Origin of the sequence: Pseudidiomarina halophila, assembly GCF_003987215.1 — a bacterium.
Taxonomy (GTDB): Bacteria; Pseudomonadota; Gammaproteobacteria; order Enterobacterales; family Alteromonadaceae; genus Pseudidiomarina; species Pseudidiomarina halophila.
The window spans coordinates 59,814-77,932 of sequence record NZ_PIPW01000001.1 but is presented as its reverse complement, the minus strand read 5'-3'; the positions used below and the strand labels follow the sequence as shown (position 1 = coordinate 77,932).

Sequence of the window (18,119 nt, the reverse complement as noted above, 5' to 3'; positions counted from 1 at the left end):
AAAACAACAACCAAGCTAGTCATTTGAACCGTTTCCCGGTTCAAAAACCCAAAAACGGCACCCACACAAGCAGGTACCGCTTCATTTTGACCAGGCATACGCGATGCAGGCAGGCTTCCCCCGCAGTAGAACTGCGGGCTACGGGTTAGTCACTACCAAACAAATCGCGGGTGTAGACTTTGGCAGCGACGTCGCCGATTTCGGTGGCGATACGATTCGAGATGATGACGTCGGCTTCGGCTTTAAACGCGTCGAGGTCGCGAACGACGCGCGAGTTAAAGAACTCAGCGTCCGGCAATGCAGGTTCGTAGACGATGACCTCGATGCCCTTGGCTTTGATGCGCTTCATGATGCCTTGCACCGCTGACGAGCGGAAGTTATCTGAGCCCTGCTTCATCACCAGGCGATAAACGCCAACGACGCGGGGTGCGCGCTTGATGATGCTGTCGGCAATAAAGTCTTTGCGCGTGCGATTGGCATCGACGATGGCACTGATCATCGTTTGTGGCACATCGTCGTAGTTGGCAAGTAACTGCTTGGTATCTTTGGGTAAGCAATAGCCACCATAGCCAAACGAGGGACTGAATCACCAGTAATGAATAACAAAGATCACGAGTAAACAGCTAAGGGCGGGTCAATTTTACTTTGCCGCTAAGTGGGTCAAAAATTAGATTACCGTTGACATTTATTTTTGTGGATGTCCCAACGTCGACGCAGAATAAATGTTTGGTATTTCGTCTCGTAATTTAATTAGACTTTCCGTAGAACCGTTAAAATTCATTGATACGATTCTGAGATTCTTATTAATCCGAACTTCGATTTTGGATGCGTCCTTTGTCACAAGCAACACTTCACCCATTGTCGCGCGTTTTAAGCCAATAAGTTCTTTTAATTCATCAAATGAAATACCATCACTTACATTCCTGTACTGAACTTTACCCGAGTCACTATCCTCTCGAATGATGGCACTCCATCCGTCTATTTGAGATAAGACATCATGATTATCATACTCAATATCAGCGATGAAAATCGCCTTCATTTGAATTAGACATATTGATATTAAAAGCAACCCTGCTAACAGGTTAATATCCGTAATCGGAACCCTGAGCCAGAAACCAGATAATAATAAAAAAGCAAAGAATAATGGTGCGCCAGCTTCCAACTTGTACCTTCGAAGATGGTAAAACTTATCACTTATTACGTGTACGATAATGAGGAAGAGGAACGCCGCAAGCGCTGCAAACGCAACGAAATATTCCTTACCAAAGATAAAACTAAAAATGATCACTAGAAGCGCTAAAAGCAGTACGGTAACAATATGGTTCATTACTTTAAGCATCGGCTAATCCGCCTTCGTTTATAAGTGAGCTGTATTATCTACCGTAGCCTTATTTATAAATGAGAGCAAAACTTTGCGCTTTCAAAGTCTCTGACTGATTTCTCACCTCAGTTTAGAATCAAAAAAGCGGTACCTGCATCAGCAGATACCGCTTTTCATAAGCGAGCATCGGGCAAAACTACGAGCTTCCCCCGCAGTAGAACTGCGGGCTACCGCACACCCAAACCTGCAGGCATATCAAGCATCAGAACCAGCCGCATCAAGCACCGGAGCCAGCCGAGTGGGCATCAGCGAGAAACGAGCGGATGCGGGCGCAGGCGTGGCCGTCGCCGTAAGGGTTGTGGGCGCGCGACATGGAGGCGTACTCGTCTGCATCGATCAGCAGTGATGTTACCGATGACACTATCGCATCAACCGAGGTGCCAACTAAACGCACTGTGCCGGCGTCGACGGCTTCGGGACGCTCGGTGGTGTCGCGCATAACAAGGACGGGCTTGCCGAGGCCTGGGGCTTCTTCCTGCACGCCGCCGCTATCCGTTAGAACGAGATGGCAATTTTGCATGAGCCATACAAACGGCTCGTAGCCCAGCGGTTTAATAAGGTGAACGTTATCCAGGCCGTCCAACAGCGAGCGCACCGGCTTTTGCACATTAGGGTTCAAATGAACCGGATAGACGAAATGTACATCAGGATGCTCAACGGCTAACAAACGCAGGGCCGAACAAATATTCTCAAAGCCCTGGCCAAAGTTTTCGCGGCGATGGCCAGTAATAAGCACATAACGCGAGTCCTGCAGATCAACGGTCAATCCCGCTTCAGAAAGCTGAGACAAAATAGCTTCGCGCAAGGTATCCGACGCCGAAATCTTTTGCGTCACCCATTGCAGCGCATCGATCACCGTATTACCGGTCACCAGAATAGCGTCATCAGCAACCTGCTCTGCCAGCAAGTCTCGGCGATTGCGCTCGGTAGGTGCAAAGTGCCAACGCGCAAGACGTCCGGTCAGTTGACGGTTCGCCTCTTCCGGCCATGGCGAGTAGAGGTCGTGGGTACGCAAGCCGGCTTCGACATGCCCCACCGGGATCCGCGCATAAAATGCCGCTAGCGATGCAGCAAAGGTGGTTGCGGTATCACCATGTACCAATACTAAGTCTGGCTTCGCTGCAGCAAACACATCGCGCATCCCCAACAGCACCGATGAGGTTACATCGTACAAGTCTTGGCCCGCTTTCATGATATCCAGATCGTAATCCGGAGTAATTTCAAATAATGCCAGCACCTGATCGAGCATCTCCCGATGTTGCGCGGTCACAGCCACGCAAACATCGAAGAAGGGATCAGCTTGCAAGGCTTTTACCAGGGGCGCCATTTTAATAGCTTCGGGACGTGTGCCAAAGGCGAGTAATACTTTCATCAAACTACCTTTTTATTTCGCAGCAGGAACCGCAGCAGCAGCGACAGTCACGCCGCAAAAATCGAGTACTTTGCCACGCACTTTTAAGCCTTTAAATTCATTATGTGATACCAGATACACGACAATATCAGCGGTGTCAGCGACATCATGATAATCGTTGAGTACGATACTTTTATGACGCTTCAGATTAGGTTCGACCGCTAACGCGTCGACATCTTCAAGCACCAGCGACTGGAAAACCGACAGTGCAGGTGACTCACGCATATCATCAATGTTTGGCTTAAACGCAAGTCCCATACAGGCCACCGACGGCGCTCTGCCATGTTCATCACGAAATGCTTTTACCGTATCGAGGATCCGCTCAACTACCCATGCCGTCTTATAATCATTGATCTCGCGGGCAGCACGGATGAGGCGTGCGTCTTTGCCGCCTTCATGCACGATGAACCAAGGGTCAACGGCGATGCAATGGCCGCCAACACCAGTGCCTGGTTGCAGAATATTCACGCGCGGATGACGATTGGCAAGGCGAATCAGCTCCCATACGTCAATCTTAAATTTGTCGCAGAGAATCGATAGCTCGTTAGCAAAAGCGATATTCACATCACGGAAGCTGTTCTCGGTGAGTTTCGCCATTTCTGCGGTGCGGGCATCGGTAACCAGCACGTCGCCTGTAACAAATGAGCGATAAAAATCTGCGACGACCTCGCCAGCTTCACGAGTGATACCGCCGACAATACGATCATTCTCGGTAAGCTCACGCATGATATGACCAGGCAGTACGCGCTCCGGGCAATGGGCAATAAACAAAGAAGAGGTATCTACGCCCTCTTCTGCCAATACATCGGCGACACGTTCTGTCGTACCCACGGGTGAGGTCGATTCCAGGATCACCATGTTCCCAGCCTTTACAACCGGTGCTATGGCCCGAGTTGCGGCTTCGACGTAATCTATATTCGGCACATGACCGTCATGGAATGGCGTGGGAACCGCAATGATAAACACATCAGCTGGTTTTGGTTCTAAGCCGGCAACAAGATTCTTCTCTTTTACGGCTTTGGCAACATAGGCATCGAGTTCTGGCTCTACGATGTGAATGTCACCATTGTTCACGGTATTGACGACATCTTCAGTTACGTCGACACCGAAGACTTTAAATCCCTGATTCGCCAACAAAGCGGCGGTGGGTAGGCCTATGTAACCCAGGCCAATGATACAAATATCCTTTGTCATACTGCTTCCTAATTTTATCTCTGAGCTAGGCTCAAAACTTCACGAATTACAGAACTCGTTTTATCAATCTCATCGTCAGTTAATGTTGGATGCACCAAAAACATCAACGACGTCTCACCAAGCTCCCGTGCAACGGGTAGTGGCTCAGACGGACGCCAACCAGTGTTATCGAACGCTTTCTCTAAATACACTTCAGAGCAGGAGCCCTGGAAGCAAGGCACACCACGGCCAACGATTTCAGATACGATGCGATCGCGTGTCCAACCGTCCGCCAAATGAGCAGGCTCAATAAAACAATAATGCTTATAGCACGCATGCTCCATGTGCGAGGGTACAGCTGGTGTACGTACTACTGAAAACCCAGAGCACGCATTGGTGATCGCTGCTGTATTGCGCTGACGCGCAGCCGTCCAGTCACTCATGCGGCGCAGTTGAATGCGGCCGATCGCGGCCTGCACTTCCATCATGCGCCAGTTGGTGCCGAAGCTTTCATGCAACCAGCGAAAACCTGGTGGATGTTCGCGTTCGTACACGGCTTCGTAACTTTTACCGTGATCTTTAAATGACCACATTTTACGCCACAAAGATTCGTCATTGGTGGTGACCATTCCGCCCTCACCACCGGTGGTCATGATCTTATCTTGGCAAAACGACCAGGCACCGATGTGTCCGATGCTACCGACCGACTTGCCTTTATAACGGGCACCGTGCGCTTGTGCACAATCTTCAATCACATAAAGGTTATGCTTTTCAGCAAGCGCCATGATGGCGTCCATCTCGGCTGGGCGTCCAGCCAGATGCACGACGATGATAGCTTTGGTCTTATGTGTGATTACAGGCTCAATGGTATGTGCTTCGATGTTTTGTGTTTCGCGATCAACATCTGCAAAAACTGGTGTTGCCCCAGCATTAACCACTGTCGAAATCGATGCGATAAAGGTACGTGGAGTGACAATGACTTCATCGCCCTCACCTATGCCGAGTGCGCGCAGAGCAACATCGAGAGCGAGCGTGCCATTGGCCAAAGCGACCGCATAGTTAGAGTCGGTATAAGTCGCAAACTCTTTTTCAAATTCTCGGCATTCGGTGCCGGTCCAATAATTCACACGATTCGATAAAACGACGTCGTGTACCGCCTTGGCTTCTTCTTCGGTGAATAATGGCCAAGGGGAGAATGAGGTATTTAGCATAAACAAATAAGGTCCTAACGTTTGATCAAATTGGCGGGGTTACCGACCACTGTTTGGTTGTCATGAACATCACGAATAACCACTGAACCTGCGCCAACAGTTACATTGCTCCCAACCTTAGTGAGCTGAATAATAGCGCTGCCAATACCAATCCAAGATTTTTGGCCCACGAATACACCGCCACCAAGAGCAGCATTTGGGCAAATATGAGAGAAGTCACCAATAATGCAATCGTGTTCAATGACAGCACCACTATTGATAATCACACCATCACCAATAACAGAGTCGGCATTAATGACTGCGTTCGGCATCACCACTGAGCCCAGACCTAACTTTACAGAAGGGCTAACAGAAGCTGATGGATGAACTAGAGCAGACGCGACGCAAGGAAGTTGCTGTTGGATCGCTTCACGAATACTTGAGTTGCCAATAGACACCACCGCTGCGTCATATTTTGTCGCAGCATCTTCCATTGCTTTAGCAACATCTCCCACAACTCGATAACCGGCGAGCTCTTCAATTTTCTGCCAACGATCATCGTAAAAGACTATAGACTTAACGCCATTAGCACGTGCTATATCAGCTATAACTTTCCCGTGTCCGCTTGCCCCAATGAGTGCTAGCCGCTTAATCATTTTTTCGAGCCTTTGAATTTTTCAGTGGTTACATGGCCATCGGCTGAGATACCCTCTCGAGCGAAAACTTTTTTCACCGTCATGAATAAAATTTTAATATCCAGCCACAGCGATTGATTCTCTACATACCAGACATCTAGTTTAAACTTTTCTTCCCAGCTGATCGCGTTGCGCCCGTTTACCTGGGCCCAACCTGTAATACCAGGTCGAACCTCATGGCGGCGTGCTTGTTCTGGTGTGTACAGTTCGAGGTACTCCATCAACAATGGACGTGGCCCGACTAAGCTCATGTCCCCTTTCAATACATTCCAAAGTCCCGGTAACTCATCCAAACTAGTTGCTCGCAAGAATATGCCAAACTTAGTCAACCGTTCTGAGTCGGATAGCGGCTCCCCTTTATCATCGTTAGCATCTCGCATCGTGCGGAATTTGAGCATGCGAAACGGGTATCCATCTTTACCAGGACGTATTTGTCCAAACAGGATCGGGCGACCATGGTAAATATAAACCAGTAAAGAAACGACAAACAGAACAGGAAGAAGCAGAAGCAAGGCAGACCCCGAAACAAGAATGTCAAAAGTCCGTTTCATTAGTGAACCGCTCCAGTAACCCAACTAAGCCACTTATCAGCTAGATCTCGCCGGTCAAATTTTGACTTCGCTAACATTGCTGCTCGTTGGCCCTTTTCAAGCAAACCGTTCTGATTATCTGTTGCATGTTCCAGGGCATCCGCAAACTCTTTAGGACTGTCCGGAGATACAGCATAACCACAATCATACTCATGAATCATTTCAGCCAGCCAGCCCGGATAATTATTTAGCACTGGTAGCCCCGCTGAAATGTAATCGAAAAACTTATTAGGTGATGTTCCATAATAGAATGCTGGGACATTCGCTAATACTTGCAGACCAATATCAGCGTCGGCCATCAAATCTACCAAGTCTTGCTTGGGAACAGGCTCATGGAAAACAATATTATCCAGTCCCATTACCTCTGCTTGTTTCTGCAAGTTCGTTTTCAGTTTTCCCTGTCCAACCAAGGCAAATTTTATATCATTTCGCCCGCGTCGCTTGAGCTCCGCTGCGCCCTCAAGGACCGAGTCAAGCCCGTTGGCCTGACCGTGTGTACCGGTAAAAATCGCTAAGAAATCATTGTCCTCGATCCCCTTGGGTCTCCATGTTTTATTTATCTGGGAAAATATTTCAACATCACAACCGTTGGGAATAAGCGTTATTTTTCCACGAGGAACTCCACGGGAAGCTATTCCATCAACGATGCCTGGCGATAAACCAATACAACGATGCGCTGAGTGATAACTCGCCCACTCTAAAAGTGACATCCCCCAAAGTACAATAGGATTGGTGATGACTCCCATAGCTTTAGGCAACTCAGGCCAAAGATCGCGTACTTCAAACACAAAGGGTTTGCGACGTAACCAACGCGCGAAAATACCTGGGATGCCTGCGGTTAACGGTGTGGTGGTTGCAAAAACGACATCATAGTCATGTCGGAGCGCAACTCCGATGCTTTTAACCGAAAACTTTAGAAACGTAAGGCTTCGTTTCACAAGCCCATCTGAATTTGAATAAGCTAAATCAAACTCAATAATATCGATGCCGTCTACTTTCCCTTGCCGCTTACCCCGAATAAAAGGTGTCTCGAGCCCTGTGTTACCGCCACCATAACTTCCGCACACCATGGTCACTTGATGACCATTCTGAATTGCGGTTTTTGCCATTTGATACGAGCGGATACCTGATGAACCTTTTGGGGTGGAAAAGTGCTGATGGAAATAAAGAATTCTCATTATGCCCACTGATACTCCATAGTTAGGCTACCTGATTTGGTAAGTGTGACTTCCACAACCGGGACTTTAGATTTATGGAAGTAATAGCGTGACTCCCAGCCATCAACGATTCGAATAGAATCGATTGACACATCGGCTTCAAAAGTCAACGTATGTCGGCCATCAGAAACTACATTGTCTGAACATTTCCAGTCACGTTCAGGACTCAATCGATATCTCGCGACAGCTTTCTGTTTAAAACCGCTGACTATATCTCGGATCACGAGTCTGTATGCGTTTAACTCAACTTTGCGATGATGAATTGCACCAAGGTAGTCCTTGTAACTACACCTAAATTTCTGAACTAACGCATCCTTAGATACCTCAAATTCCGCACCTTTTGCTTTTGGCCAAGCACCCAGCAAAAACCGACTAATTCGTGGCATTTGATCGCGCTCGTCGAACTGAACTGTATTATGCGCTGCCGTGCTTGGAAAGTAACTTTGCCATGGCTCTTCACAGTTATAACTATAACTTCCCGCGTCACGAAGCAGGTTCTCACTGTCGACCCATAAGTCGACATGCAATAAATCGTTTTGGCTTGGGCGAAATTGAAAACGCGGGTAATTTACTATTACTCTTGCTTTTCCACAGCGCATAGCAACGAACCCACCTTTTTCAGCGTGCATATTTCGCGGTATTTCGATCTCTTTTTCCGCAGGTGGGAGATCCAGCCAAAACAAAACAGCTTCACTTTCTTCTGCATTCATAAAATGCTTCATTGGAGAAGCGTCAGCAAAGACCTTGTAGGCCCATACCAGAGAAGGTCTGTAGTCTCTATAATCTGTATTTGTGAGGGGGAACAAGCGCGCACCATCATTTGCTCCGAGATTCGGGACATCCCCAGTCGTTCCATCGGTCATTCCAGCCAACCAATTCGTTGCGGCAAGCGCACGACTATAAAACGTAGAGGTAAATTTAGGAGCTCCAAACCATCCTCTAGCCGTCTCAGAAAACGATAGAGTGTCTAGCATCATTCGATGATAATTGATCGAGTACTGACTAAATGAACCATCGGTAGCGATCAAATATGCTGCTCGATTTTCTAACCATTTCCGTCCTTTTCTGGCCCACTTTGAACCAGCCTTGCTTCCGTGGGCAGCGAGAAATGATCCCCCTACAAACAATGCTGCGGCTTCTGATGTACCGTGGTTATTATCCTGAGCAACGGCATAGCTCATCGTCGGTGCGATTCGCTGCAGGTGCAGTTCAATAAGATTCAAGAGGCCGCTAGGTGGTTGAGACAAGGATCCAGAGATCTTAGCCCCACAAATTAGGTGCATCACGCGAATAGAGGCTTCTTGACCACACTTCCAATTGACGCCGGTGTAGGGTGGATTGTGTTGAATCCAGTCAGCTAACCACGAATTCAGTTGTTGCTCGTACTCTGAGGAACGCGATGGATCATCGACTGCATGAACTCGCGCTAGCTGAACTAGTTTCAATACCCAATCAAACCGTGAGAGTTCCCAAAGCTGCTTTATGTCCCCAACGCTGGTATCAAAATCCGAAATCTCCCACCAGTTTTTGCACTGTTCGTTAGCTTTATCATTAGTAAATGGACTCTCAAACCAATCCGGAGGATGCGTCCGACGCAAAGAATAGGTTTCTGAACCGAACAGCTCTATTTTCTCATCATCCACTTCGTATCTTATAACTATTGAGGTGTGACTAGAAATATCATGAGACAGGGTTAGGAACGGCGCATGGGGAACTTCAGCCTTAAGCTTATGAACCGGACTTAAACCCATCCGAATCGAAAAACGATACCATGCTACTCTGAATAAATTCGCTAGGCCGAGACGACCCAGCGTTTTTAACTTAACGAGTTTCACAGAATTAGCTTTGCTTACGGAGTTGGTCTGCGGCTTCAAGTGTAACTCGTGCCACTTCGAAAAGCTCACTTGCCGGAATGGGGCTTGGTTCACCATTGCGAATAGCATCTAGAAATGCTTTAGCACAGGCTTCTTGACCTTTGTCTTGACGCCACAAGTTCATTTTTCGGAAACCTGGCCAATTATAACCCTTCAACTTTCTGAAATTATCGAGCTGTAATACGCGCCCCGCGGCAAATACCTCGACACGTTCTTTAGGAAAACTGCTGGCACCATTCGCGAAATAATGAATGGTTGCAAGTGACCCGTCGGCAAACCCTAGGGTTATTGATGCTTTATCTTCAGTAATCTCACCGGTATTAGTGTCGCCCATACGTCTAGACTGAACAGAGATTATGTCCGACCCCACCAGGAAGCGTGCGAGATCAATAAAATGACATGCTTCTCCGATGATGCGGCCTCCACCAACTTCCATATCTTGCGTCCAATGATCTGCGGGAATAGCCCCGGCGTTCATAGTTAAAATAAGGGTTTTGGGCTGCTTTACTGGTTCTAGAAGCAATTTCATCCTTTGAACTTGCGGAGAAAAACGACGATTGAAACCGACCATGAGCAACGGCGGCGTTTCTATAGCTTCATATGCGGTTTTAATCTCACTCAACTCATCAAAATTGATCGCTAAAGGTTTCTCTACAAATGTGTGCTTTCCAGCTTCCACCGCTTTCTTAACAAAGCGTGCATGACTGTTGTGACGAGTGACGATCACGACTGTGTTCACATCTTCACTGGCTAGCAGGCCATCGGTATCGGTTGTAGTCTCTTTAAATCCGGCTTTCTTACCATGAATGACTCCATTGATCCCACTGGATGTTGCGATCGAATAGAGCTGTGCATTAGCAGCCTTAAACGCAGGTATTAGCATACGAGAAGCATAATTTCCTGCACCTATAAAACCAATAGAGGGTTCCGTAGGGTTATGTTGGTAATTATTGTTAAAAACGACCGTAGATCTATGGCGCTCTTCTACAGGGTGTTCATACTTCAATAATATTCCAAGTGCGCTCTTATCGTTGCTTAGCGTCTCATAAGCTTTATCAGCCTGATTAAATGCGTAACGGTGCGTAATTAATGGCTTCACATCCAATCGGCCTGACGCCATCATATCGAGAATTGCTTCGAAGTTACGTTGTTCTGTCCAACGAACAAAACCTAATGGATAGTCCTGCCCCTTCTCTTCATAATTGGGATCATAACGACCTGGACCATATGAACAAGAAACTTGGAACCTAAGTTCTTTTTCGTAAAAATCAGCGCGATTAAGCGCTAACCCTGTTACTCCTACTAGAACTATACGGCCACGCTTACGACTCATTCGGGCGGCCTGAGTTACTGGATCTGAAGACTTAGTTGAGGCAGTGATTATGATCGCATCGACGCCATTTCCTCGACTGAATCTGATGCCTGCCTCCACTGGGTCTTCCCCCTTACCAAGATTACAAGTTTCGGCTCCAAATAGTCTGGCCAGAGCAAGCTTAGATTCATCGAAGTCTATCGCTAATACGCGACATCCATGCGCTCGCAGCAACTGGACGGTTAGCAGACCAATTAATCCAACACCTGTTACGGCTATGGTCTCACCCAAAGTAGGGTTGACCAACCGAATACCTTGAAGACCAATACTTGCTACAACTGTAAATGATGCTTCGTCGTTCGAAACGTTGTCTGGAATTTTAGCGCAGAGGTTCTTGGCAACACGAACAACGTCCGCATGAGGGCCGTTCGATACAACGCGATCACCAGCCTTAAAATCATTACAGTTCATCCCAACTGAATTGATAACACCTACATTGCAGTAACCAAGCGGTAGCGGTTGCGTTAGCTTGGATCTAACAGCACCAATCGTAGTGGCTAATCCGTCTGTTTTAACTTTTTCAAGCACCATTTTTACCTTGTCAGGTTGCTGCCGTGCTTTGTCCAGAATAGAAGCCCTTCCGAAGTCGATTAAACTCCGTTCTGTTCCAGATGAAATAAGGGATATTTTCGTTTCTGAAATAATTGAACCAGCGACTAAAGAGGGGCTCGGAGCTTCGGCTAGATAAGAATCTCCGTTCCCAAGGTCTTGTAAAACTTGCTTCATGAAATTAATACTCGTCTATTCTGTTGTCATGATATTAACAGAGATGTGGGGCAAAGTTTGCTTAACTCAATTTATTGTATAGTTGTCGTAAGGCATTCTGAGAATCGAGGTCTTCGGATGCTATAGCAAAGTTAACATTCGGCTCTGAATTAAGGTATAGATGCCAATTCTCAATTTCCGAGATTGGAAAAATAATTGTACCTGGATAGCGTTCACAAACGTCAGATGCTAACACTTTAACTCCGAGAGTTACGGCATCAGCTACTGCGATTCCAAAACTGTCTTCCGAATTCAAACGCACATAAAAATCTACTGACATTTGAAGCTCTAAGAAAACTTCCTGACTCCAGGAGTTAGTGATTAGCAAATTTTCAATATTGGAGTATTCAGTCTTTAGCTCTGATATTAATCGAGCTGATTGCTCGCCGTAAATAACAATTATCCCAGCAAACAACTGACCACTTTCAGATGCTAAAAATCTTATCATTTCCTCAAAGTTATAAACTGAACGCCAGTAGCCAGAACTTAGTAAAATTTTTCTATGTTTGCTTTTATGGAGTTTTAACCATTCACTTATGCTCGTAGGTAGTTGAGGACTTAATTGTTTTGATGGGCGTATATACGTTGAGAAATGTTCGACTAATTGACTTTGGTATTGGAAATGATCATAAAATGATCGTTGGCTCTCCGAAATTGAGTGGACAACATCAAAACGTTTTATAGCTCTCTTTAAGATCCACTTTGTTAGTTTATTACCTCGCTCATATTCCTCTGCTATGCCTCCATTATGCAAAGTTAGTATCCACTTCGATTTTTTAGGTAGAATCAAAAATCCAAATAACGCCTTTAATGTTGAGAAGTTGAAGTGCACAAAGGAATATTGATTACGCAAGAGGAAAATAAAGAGGCAAGCAAATCTTTGTATCGAGCTTCCTCTACAAGTTGATATTGGCACTTGGTTAGCTGTACGTACTTTAGAGTCACTTGGATAAAGATCAATGACGACGTCATTATTCGTAAGTACATTTTCCAATAACCGATAAATAAATGTAGAGACGCCACCTACAGGCAAGGGAAGGGCGCCAACAATAACACCTCTATATCTTGCCATTAACGACTTCCTCATAAACCTGCTTTGTATGTTGAGCTACAGCCAACCAAGAGTATTTATCTGCAATATGAGAAGCCAATTCCTCTTTTTGTCGCTGAGATAAAGGGTTGTGCCAAGCATCCGCTAACTTGTCCGATATATCGCGCTTGTCATATGGGTCTACATATCGTGCATATTCGCCGAAATACTGTTCTGCTCCCCCAACCTTTGTCACAACAATATTACCGCCTTGAAGACCTGCTTCAAGAGCTGATATCCCAGGCGTTTCGTAGAATGAGGGTAGTGCGAAAACACGACACCTCTTATATAGAGCACCCAACATCACATCATCATTTGCTAAGCCACCTAAGAATTTTACAGATAATCCCCGTTCAGCCTTCTTCTGTATTAGATCAAAAATGCCTTCGTCTTCGATCGGTCCGGCAATCACCAATGGAAAGCCATTTTCCAAACACGCATCTGCCAATCGAACAAGATTCTTACGTTGATAAACCACACAGGAACTAAACACAAAATCATCAAAGGGCAAATTCAAATCTACTTCATCCAAATTTGAGTTCTTAAATCTATTGTCGGCTCCGTTCGGAACCACCAGCATTTTTTTAGGGTCAACTCCAATAGCCTTTCGAAGCCATTCTTTTTCTTGATTAGTGTTCGGGAGGATTACGTCAGACAGCCTACTTAAGTCCCGACACGCAACAACATCGTTAAATATCTTAAACGGCAACGCATCAGATAAATTTAGTAACGTCCTAATAAACACGGGCTTGCTTTCTCGCCACATTACAGATGAATAAACCAATGGTTTGTTTAGCTTCTTAAGGGCAATCCCCTTAAAGTATGTTGGTGAGTTCATGCTGAAAATGTGGCAAAGATCAACTGACCGTAGCTCCTCGAAATTGGCACCCGTAAAATAAGTAATTTCACATCCAAGCTTTTCAAGTTCTTCCGTAGTCCTTTCGAACTGCGTACGTAACCCCCCTGCTCGAGTGAACGTCAAATCCGGAAGCGAAACAGCTACTTTTAGACTCATTGGAGTACCTCACTTTCTATTCTAGAGCAATTAATACGCTTGAAAGCCAAACAGAAACTTATTGTCAGTAGAATCAGTGTTGGCAGGAACATTTTGGTCGTACTTATCAGAGAAAGGGCTAAACTTGCCGTAAGCATCGGAATCATAAAAAAAACAACTTCTCTAGCGAATCTTACACTCATCAAAATACGCACATACATTAAGCAAAGTAAAAAGACACCGATAAAACCTGAAAAATACAAAACAAATAGATAATCACTATCCAAAGTTATTCCATCTTGATAATTGCCATAAGAACCAAGCAAAATCTCCAAAGCAGAAATTTCCTCGATTAACTTAAACCAAATTTGCTCGCGCCCTGCCAAATTAATATTTGATATATATCTAGAGATATAAATATCGGTACTATTAAGAGTAAAGAAAGCGAACGTTATCATGATGAATAAAAACAAAAATCCTAAACCGGATCCTTTCCGCAAATGTGTTATATTATAAAAAAGGTTTAAAATAATGAAAACCATTAAGATGATTAACGCCGTCCGAGATCGAGATAAAAGTATGTTGCAAATAAGGAATGATAAAAGCAAAACATTAAGCTTCTGCTTGTTAGCCTCGGACATTGATAGAACTATAAAACAAAAAGCACTAAAAACACCAAGAAAGTTGGGGTTTCCTAGAAACGATGAGGGCCTATCATTATAGTATTGAAGCATCGCACTAATCTCGGCATACGACAATCCATAGTTGCCAGCAAAAAACCGACTTACATCTGAATTGATGAGGGACAAGTATAATCCTAAAGATATTACAACTACGACCAACTGTAGTATGCGGAGGCTGATAGGAAGAAACGTCTCCCAATTCTGTTTTGCAAAACCCAGCAACAAAGGGATAGTTGTCAACCAAATCAATATTTTCAATACTGCCCAAAAAACAGAAAACTCATAATCCGTAATAACAGCGTTAATGGTAAGGGACATTAACATCCATGACGCCCCGAGAAAAATGATAAACATAAAACTATTGTTTTCTCGTTTGAGAATGCGCGTCGAACTCAACATCACTGCCAAGTAAACCACTACTAAACCGATAAATAGAAATACATTAAAAACTTCGCTTATGATGGGTTGCGGAGTTGCAAGCGGTAGTACAAGCGCAACTAAAAGAAGGATTATATTCTTAATATTCAACTTATCTTCTCAAATATTTTTATTAACAAATCGCTGTTTTCGTTTAACGCCGTTTCAGTATCGAGCGTTAGGCTGTATTTGCAGAGTGAGAAAATCTGGTCATTCCATTCTCTAAGTCCATATCTAGCCGATAGTTGTGTGAGCTTCTGGTCTATAGGAACAATAAAGCATGGAGCTTGTAGCAACATCGAAAAAATAGCGCCATGAAAACGCATTGATATCACAAATTCAGTGTCTTCCAATTGACATATGAAATCACGCATTGATTCGAGTCTAGGATTCCAAGTAGTTATATTTACTAGGTCCGGATATCTACTCTGCAAGCCTTCCGCGAATGATTTCCATTCTTGGTCTTCAATTAAACTATAAAATTGAAAGTTAATGCCCTTCCCGTCTTCCAGAACTTTGCCACAATACCTTTTCAACTTAAATGATAGAAGTTTGCCATTTTCTGTACGGTTCCAATCTCTTGGGATCACGGTTAGATAAGTTTTACTTAAATCACTTGTATTGACCGGTGGTTTATTACCGTTTGTTTTCAGATAATCACTAAACTCTCTTGTCAGACACAAATCATGCATTAGAAATGTGTTACTTACGTTGATTTCATCTAGACAGTCCAGAGACTTCACGTCCCGTACGCCGATGATTTTTGTATTCGACGCGATATCACGTACCCTACTCAGCTGCAGTTTATTTCCATGAAACGGACCGAATCCCATGCCTAGCATAATTATATCTGACGTTTTGGAAGCCTTTCTAATTTTTAGCATACTGTAAAAAAAATCGTACAATACTTTTGGTTTCTTAATTACTGAGTACACTTTCTTAGAAAACCGTATAATCTTACTTTGGGATTGAGCGTTACTATACGAGTAAAATAACGTTCCACCACCATAAATTATTGCCTCATAATCCGCTGTAGTATCATGTGGCATAAAATTTAGTTCGCGGAATATCATCGTCGGAACATATGCAGATTGTTTCGATTCAAAAGTACATTCAATCCCTGATTTTAGGCAATAAATTGCTGTAGATAGCGCTAATGCGTCATCACCCAAATTGCCTAACTCATAGCCACCTAAAATAAGAACTCTTTTCATACTCTTAAGTCCAATATCCGTTTACCTTGAAGTAGAAATATAGCGAGCCTAAACGCTGGGAATGCAATTAGACAGCCCAGCAAGCCCCAGAGCAAAGCTAATGGAACTAAAATCAATAACATCAAAGGAAGTTGCAAGCCAAAAATCAAACTGACAAACCGTTCATGGCCATTTTTTAAAAGATAAACTCTTAGGAACGCACTAGCCAGTGAAATAAGGGTGCCAATTAGAAGCGGGACTACGTAAAGCGGAATTTCCTGGTATGTCTCGGCTAAATAATAATTAGAAATTAGAAGGATAAAAAACCAATAAATACTTAGGAGGGAAGCGCCTATAAAGCAAGATAGTAAAATTGATCTACCTAAGGACTGATGTGTAACAACCTGATCTTTTGGCAAAAGCACTGAAGTAACTGAAGAAGTTATAATGACTAACACACTTGCGAAGGTGAGCGCAGACGCATAAAGTCCCAACTCTCTAGTTGAAATAAAGCCTAGAGCTACTAGAGCACTTAATGTCCAGACATCAAACTTTGTACTTATTACCGCTACCAAATCTTGAAATAAAAGATGCTTGAACCCTTTTAGGCGCATATCAAATTTAATTTTGAGCGATTTCGCTCTGAGGGGATTGACGAGATAGAACATCATCGACAATGGCAGCGCAATAAAAAAGATAATTTCAAGACTTTCCTCGATTGAAGCATTGAACAGCAATATATTAATTGCTGATAATAAAAAATAGAATGCATTCTTACTTGGTAGCCATATAGCGTATTTTTTAAAATCTAATTTAACCTGATGCTTAAGGTAGATAGCTTCAAATGGGCCCAATGAGAGGCCTACCATAATTGCCAACAACACTTCATTTCCGTTGAACCAGTAAAACCCACCAAAAATTACTATTAATAAAAAGAATAGTATACCTTTAATGGCTATTAGTTGATTATAATATTTTTGGTAACCTTCCGATTGAACATTAATCAGAAATGAGTTATTTAGGCCTATAGAAGTCGAAACTGACGCGAACATCACGATCGTCGTATATAAAACAAAGATACCAAAACTCGCTGGGTCTAGGTACTTCATAAGAAGTATCGATACTAAAAAGTTTATCGCTGATGAAAACGCTCTTCCAACCACAGTTACAGACATCGATTTCAACAAATTCAGTATTCCTTAAGACTCAAATCCATACGATTAATTTTGCGTGACAAACAACTGTTATCATTTGTTTAACTTTAGCCCCTCATCCTTATCAATTTTTATAACAATTGATGCACTCTATCTGAGCGTGAGTGTTTTAATTTCGGAAAATCATTAAAGCCTAAGAGCTTAATTCATTACTAGTAAGTAATACTATTCTTTTAAAATCCTATATTCTCAATTCATGGATCGCGTTGGTAAACCGAATTTTATTCCGCCTATATTTAAAATGGTCATATAAATGAGTTAATTTATAATAGGTGATGGGTTAATATGTACTGCTTCAATCTGACGATTGAATTAAGCAAACCTGTATGAAGCGAGTGTCGTACCTGCATCACCGCTGACGATAGCGGTATCGGTAACTGCCAGAATCGGTGGCGTCTCAATAAGAGATAATCGTTCTATTCGTTTATTTTGGTCAGTATTTCTATCATGTGCAGATTCAAAAACAGTTGTAGATAAACTCGACCGTTTGGTACCGCTTGACACCAACTATAGGTTTGGAATCTTGGTCTTGTGGATGATGGTTGCTAAGCTGTACTTATCAATTTCGCCACTGTTCTGAGTTTGATAAACGCATTACACTCTTTACCATTTTGGAAATAAGAAGTGGCCTCAATGCCCTTTGTTTCCGTTCCGACAACGCCTTTCATCAGAGAAATACGCGATTCGGACCGCCCTATAATTAGCTTATCGTTGTTTTCTTAGTGGATGTCAAACCCAATATTTTTTAACGGCTTTCGCTATTACGAAGTAATAATGGCTAGGCCAGAGAGCCAGGGCCGACAATGCCAATAACGGCTGAATTATTTTAAAATTTTTAAATGAGTTCAGTGTGCATTACG

General features: G+C 43.9%; 14 protein-coding genes and 1 pseudogene. All 15 read right to left on the bottom strand.

Features of this window, described 5'->3' with window-relative positions; genetic code table 11:
* Positions 1–145: 145 nt before the first annotated feature.
* Positions 146–583: pseudogene (locus CWI69_RS00350) on the bottom strand (UDP binding domain-containing protein); the annotation flags it as partial.
* 102 nt (positions 584–685) lie between these two features.
* The gene (locus CWI69_RS00345; protein WP_126760883.1) at positions 686–1,339 is read right to left on the bottom strand and encodes a hypothetical protein; all 654 of its coding nucleotides are present in this window, start codon (positions 1,337–1,339) and stop codon (positions 686–688) included.
* 259 nt (positions 1,340–1,598) lie between these two features.
* A complete protein-coding gene (gene wecB, locus CWI69_RS00340) occupies positions 1,599–2,753 on the bottom strand; it encodes a non-hydrolyzing UDP-N-acetylglucosamine 2-epimerase (RefSeq protein WP_126760881.1) in 1,155 nt (384 codons plus the stop codon).
* Positions 2,754–2,765: 12 nt separating this feature from the next.
* Positions 2,766–3,986 carry a UDP-N-acetyl-D-mannosamine dehydrogenase gene (gene wecC, locus CWI69_RS00335; protein WP_126760879.1) on the bottom strand — a complete coding sequence of 407 codons (1,221 nt, stop codon included), beginning with the start codon at positions 3,984–3,986 and terminating at the stop codon, positions 2,766–2,768.
* A 14-nt stretch (positions 3,987–4,000) separates the two neighbouring features.
* Positions 4,001–5,176, bottom strand: a complete 1,176-nt coding sequence (locus CWI69_RS00330; RefSeq protein ID WP_126760877.1) for a DegT/DnrJ/EryC1/StrS family aminotransferase — start codon at positions 5,174–5,176, stop codon at positions 4,001–4,003.
* 14 nt (positions 5,177–5,190) lie between these two features.
* Entirely contained in the window at positions 5,191–5,811 is a 621-nt protein-coding gene (locus tag CWI69_RS00325; protein ID WP_126760875.1) for an acetyltransferase, read from the bottom strand.
* Complete coding sequence (locus CWI69_RS00320; RefSeq protein ID WP_126760873.1) at positions 5,808–6,401, bottom strand: sugar transferase; 594 nt, start codon at positions 6,399–6,401, stop codon at positions 5,808–5,810. The genes CWI69_RS00325 and CWI69_RS00320 overlap by 4 nt, the downstream gene beginning before the upstream one ends.
* On the bottom strand, positions 6,401–7,618 hold the full coding sequence (locus tag CWI69_RS00315) for a glycosyltransferase family 4 protein (protein ID WP_126760872.1): 1,218 nt from the start codon (positions 7,616–7,618) through the stop codon (positions 6,401–6,403). Before CWI69_RS00315 ends, CWI69_RS00320 begins: the two co-directional genes overlap by 1 nt.
* Positions 7,618–9,492, bottom strand: coding sequence for a heparinase II/III family protein (locus CWI69_RS00310; protein ID WP_198678857.1), 1,875 nt, complete (start codon positions 9,490–9,492; stop codon positions 7,618–7,620). The genes CWI69_RS00315 and CWI69_RS00310 overlap by 1 nt, the downstream gene beginning before the upstream one ends.
* 4 nt (positions 9,493–9,496) lie before the next feature.
* Complete coding sequence (locus CWI69_RS00305; protein ID WP_126760868.1) at positions 9,497–11,629, bottom strand: bi-domain-containing oxidoreductase; 2,133 nt, start codon at positions 11,627–11,629, stop codon at positions 9,497–9,499.
* A 61-nt stretch (positions 11,630–11,690) separates the two neighbouring features.
* Positions 11,691–12,740, bottom strand: coding sequence for a glycosyltransferase family protein (locus CWI69_RS00300; protein WP_126760866.1), 1,050 nt, complete (start codon positions 12,738–12,740; stop codon positions 11,691–11,693).
* On the bottom strand, positions 12,727–13,773 hold the full coding sequence (locus CWI69_RS00295) for a glycosyltransferase family 4 protein (RefSeq protein ID WP_126760865.1): 1,047 nt from the start codon (positions 13,771–13,773) through the stop codon (positions 12,727–12,729). The genes CWI69_RS00300 and CWI69_RS00295 overlap by 14 nt, the downstream gene beginning before the upstream one ends.
* Positions 13,770–14,963: a hypothetical protein gene (locus tag CWI69_RS00290; protein WP_126760863.1), complete on the bottom strand. Its 1,194-nt coding sequence runs from the start codon at positions 14,961–14,963 to the stop codon at positions 13,770–13,772. The genes CWI69_RS00295 and CWI69_RS00290 overlap by 4 nt, the downstream gene beginning before the upstream one ends.
* Entirely contained in the window at positions 14,960–16,066 is a 1,107-nt protein-coding gene (locus CWI69_RS00285; protein WP_126760861.1) for a polysaccharide pyruvyl transferase family protein, read from the bottom strand. Before CWI69_RS00285 ends, CWI69_RS00290 begins: the two co-directional genes overlap by 4 nt.
* Positions 16,063–17,154, bottom strand: a complete 1,092-nt coding sequence (locus tag CWI69_RS00280; RefSeq protein ID WP_126760860.1) for an MATE family efflux transporter — start codon at positions 17,152–17,154, stop codon at positions 16,063–16,065. The genes CWI69_RS00285 and CWI69_RS00280 overlap by 4 nt, the downstream gene beginning before the upstream one ends.
* Positions 17,155–18,119 lie beyond the last annotated feature (965 nt).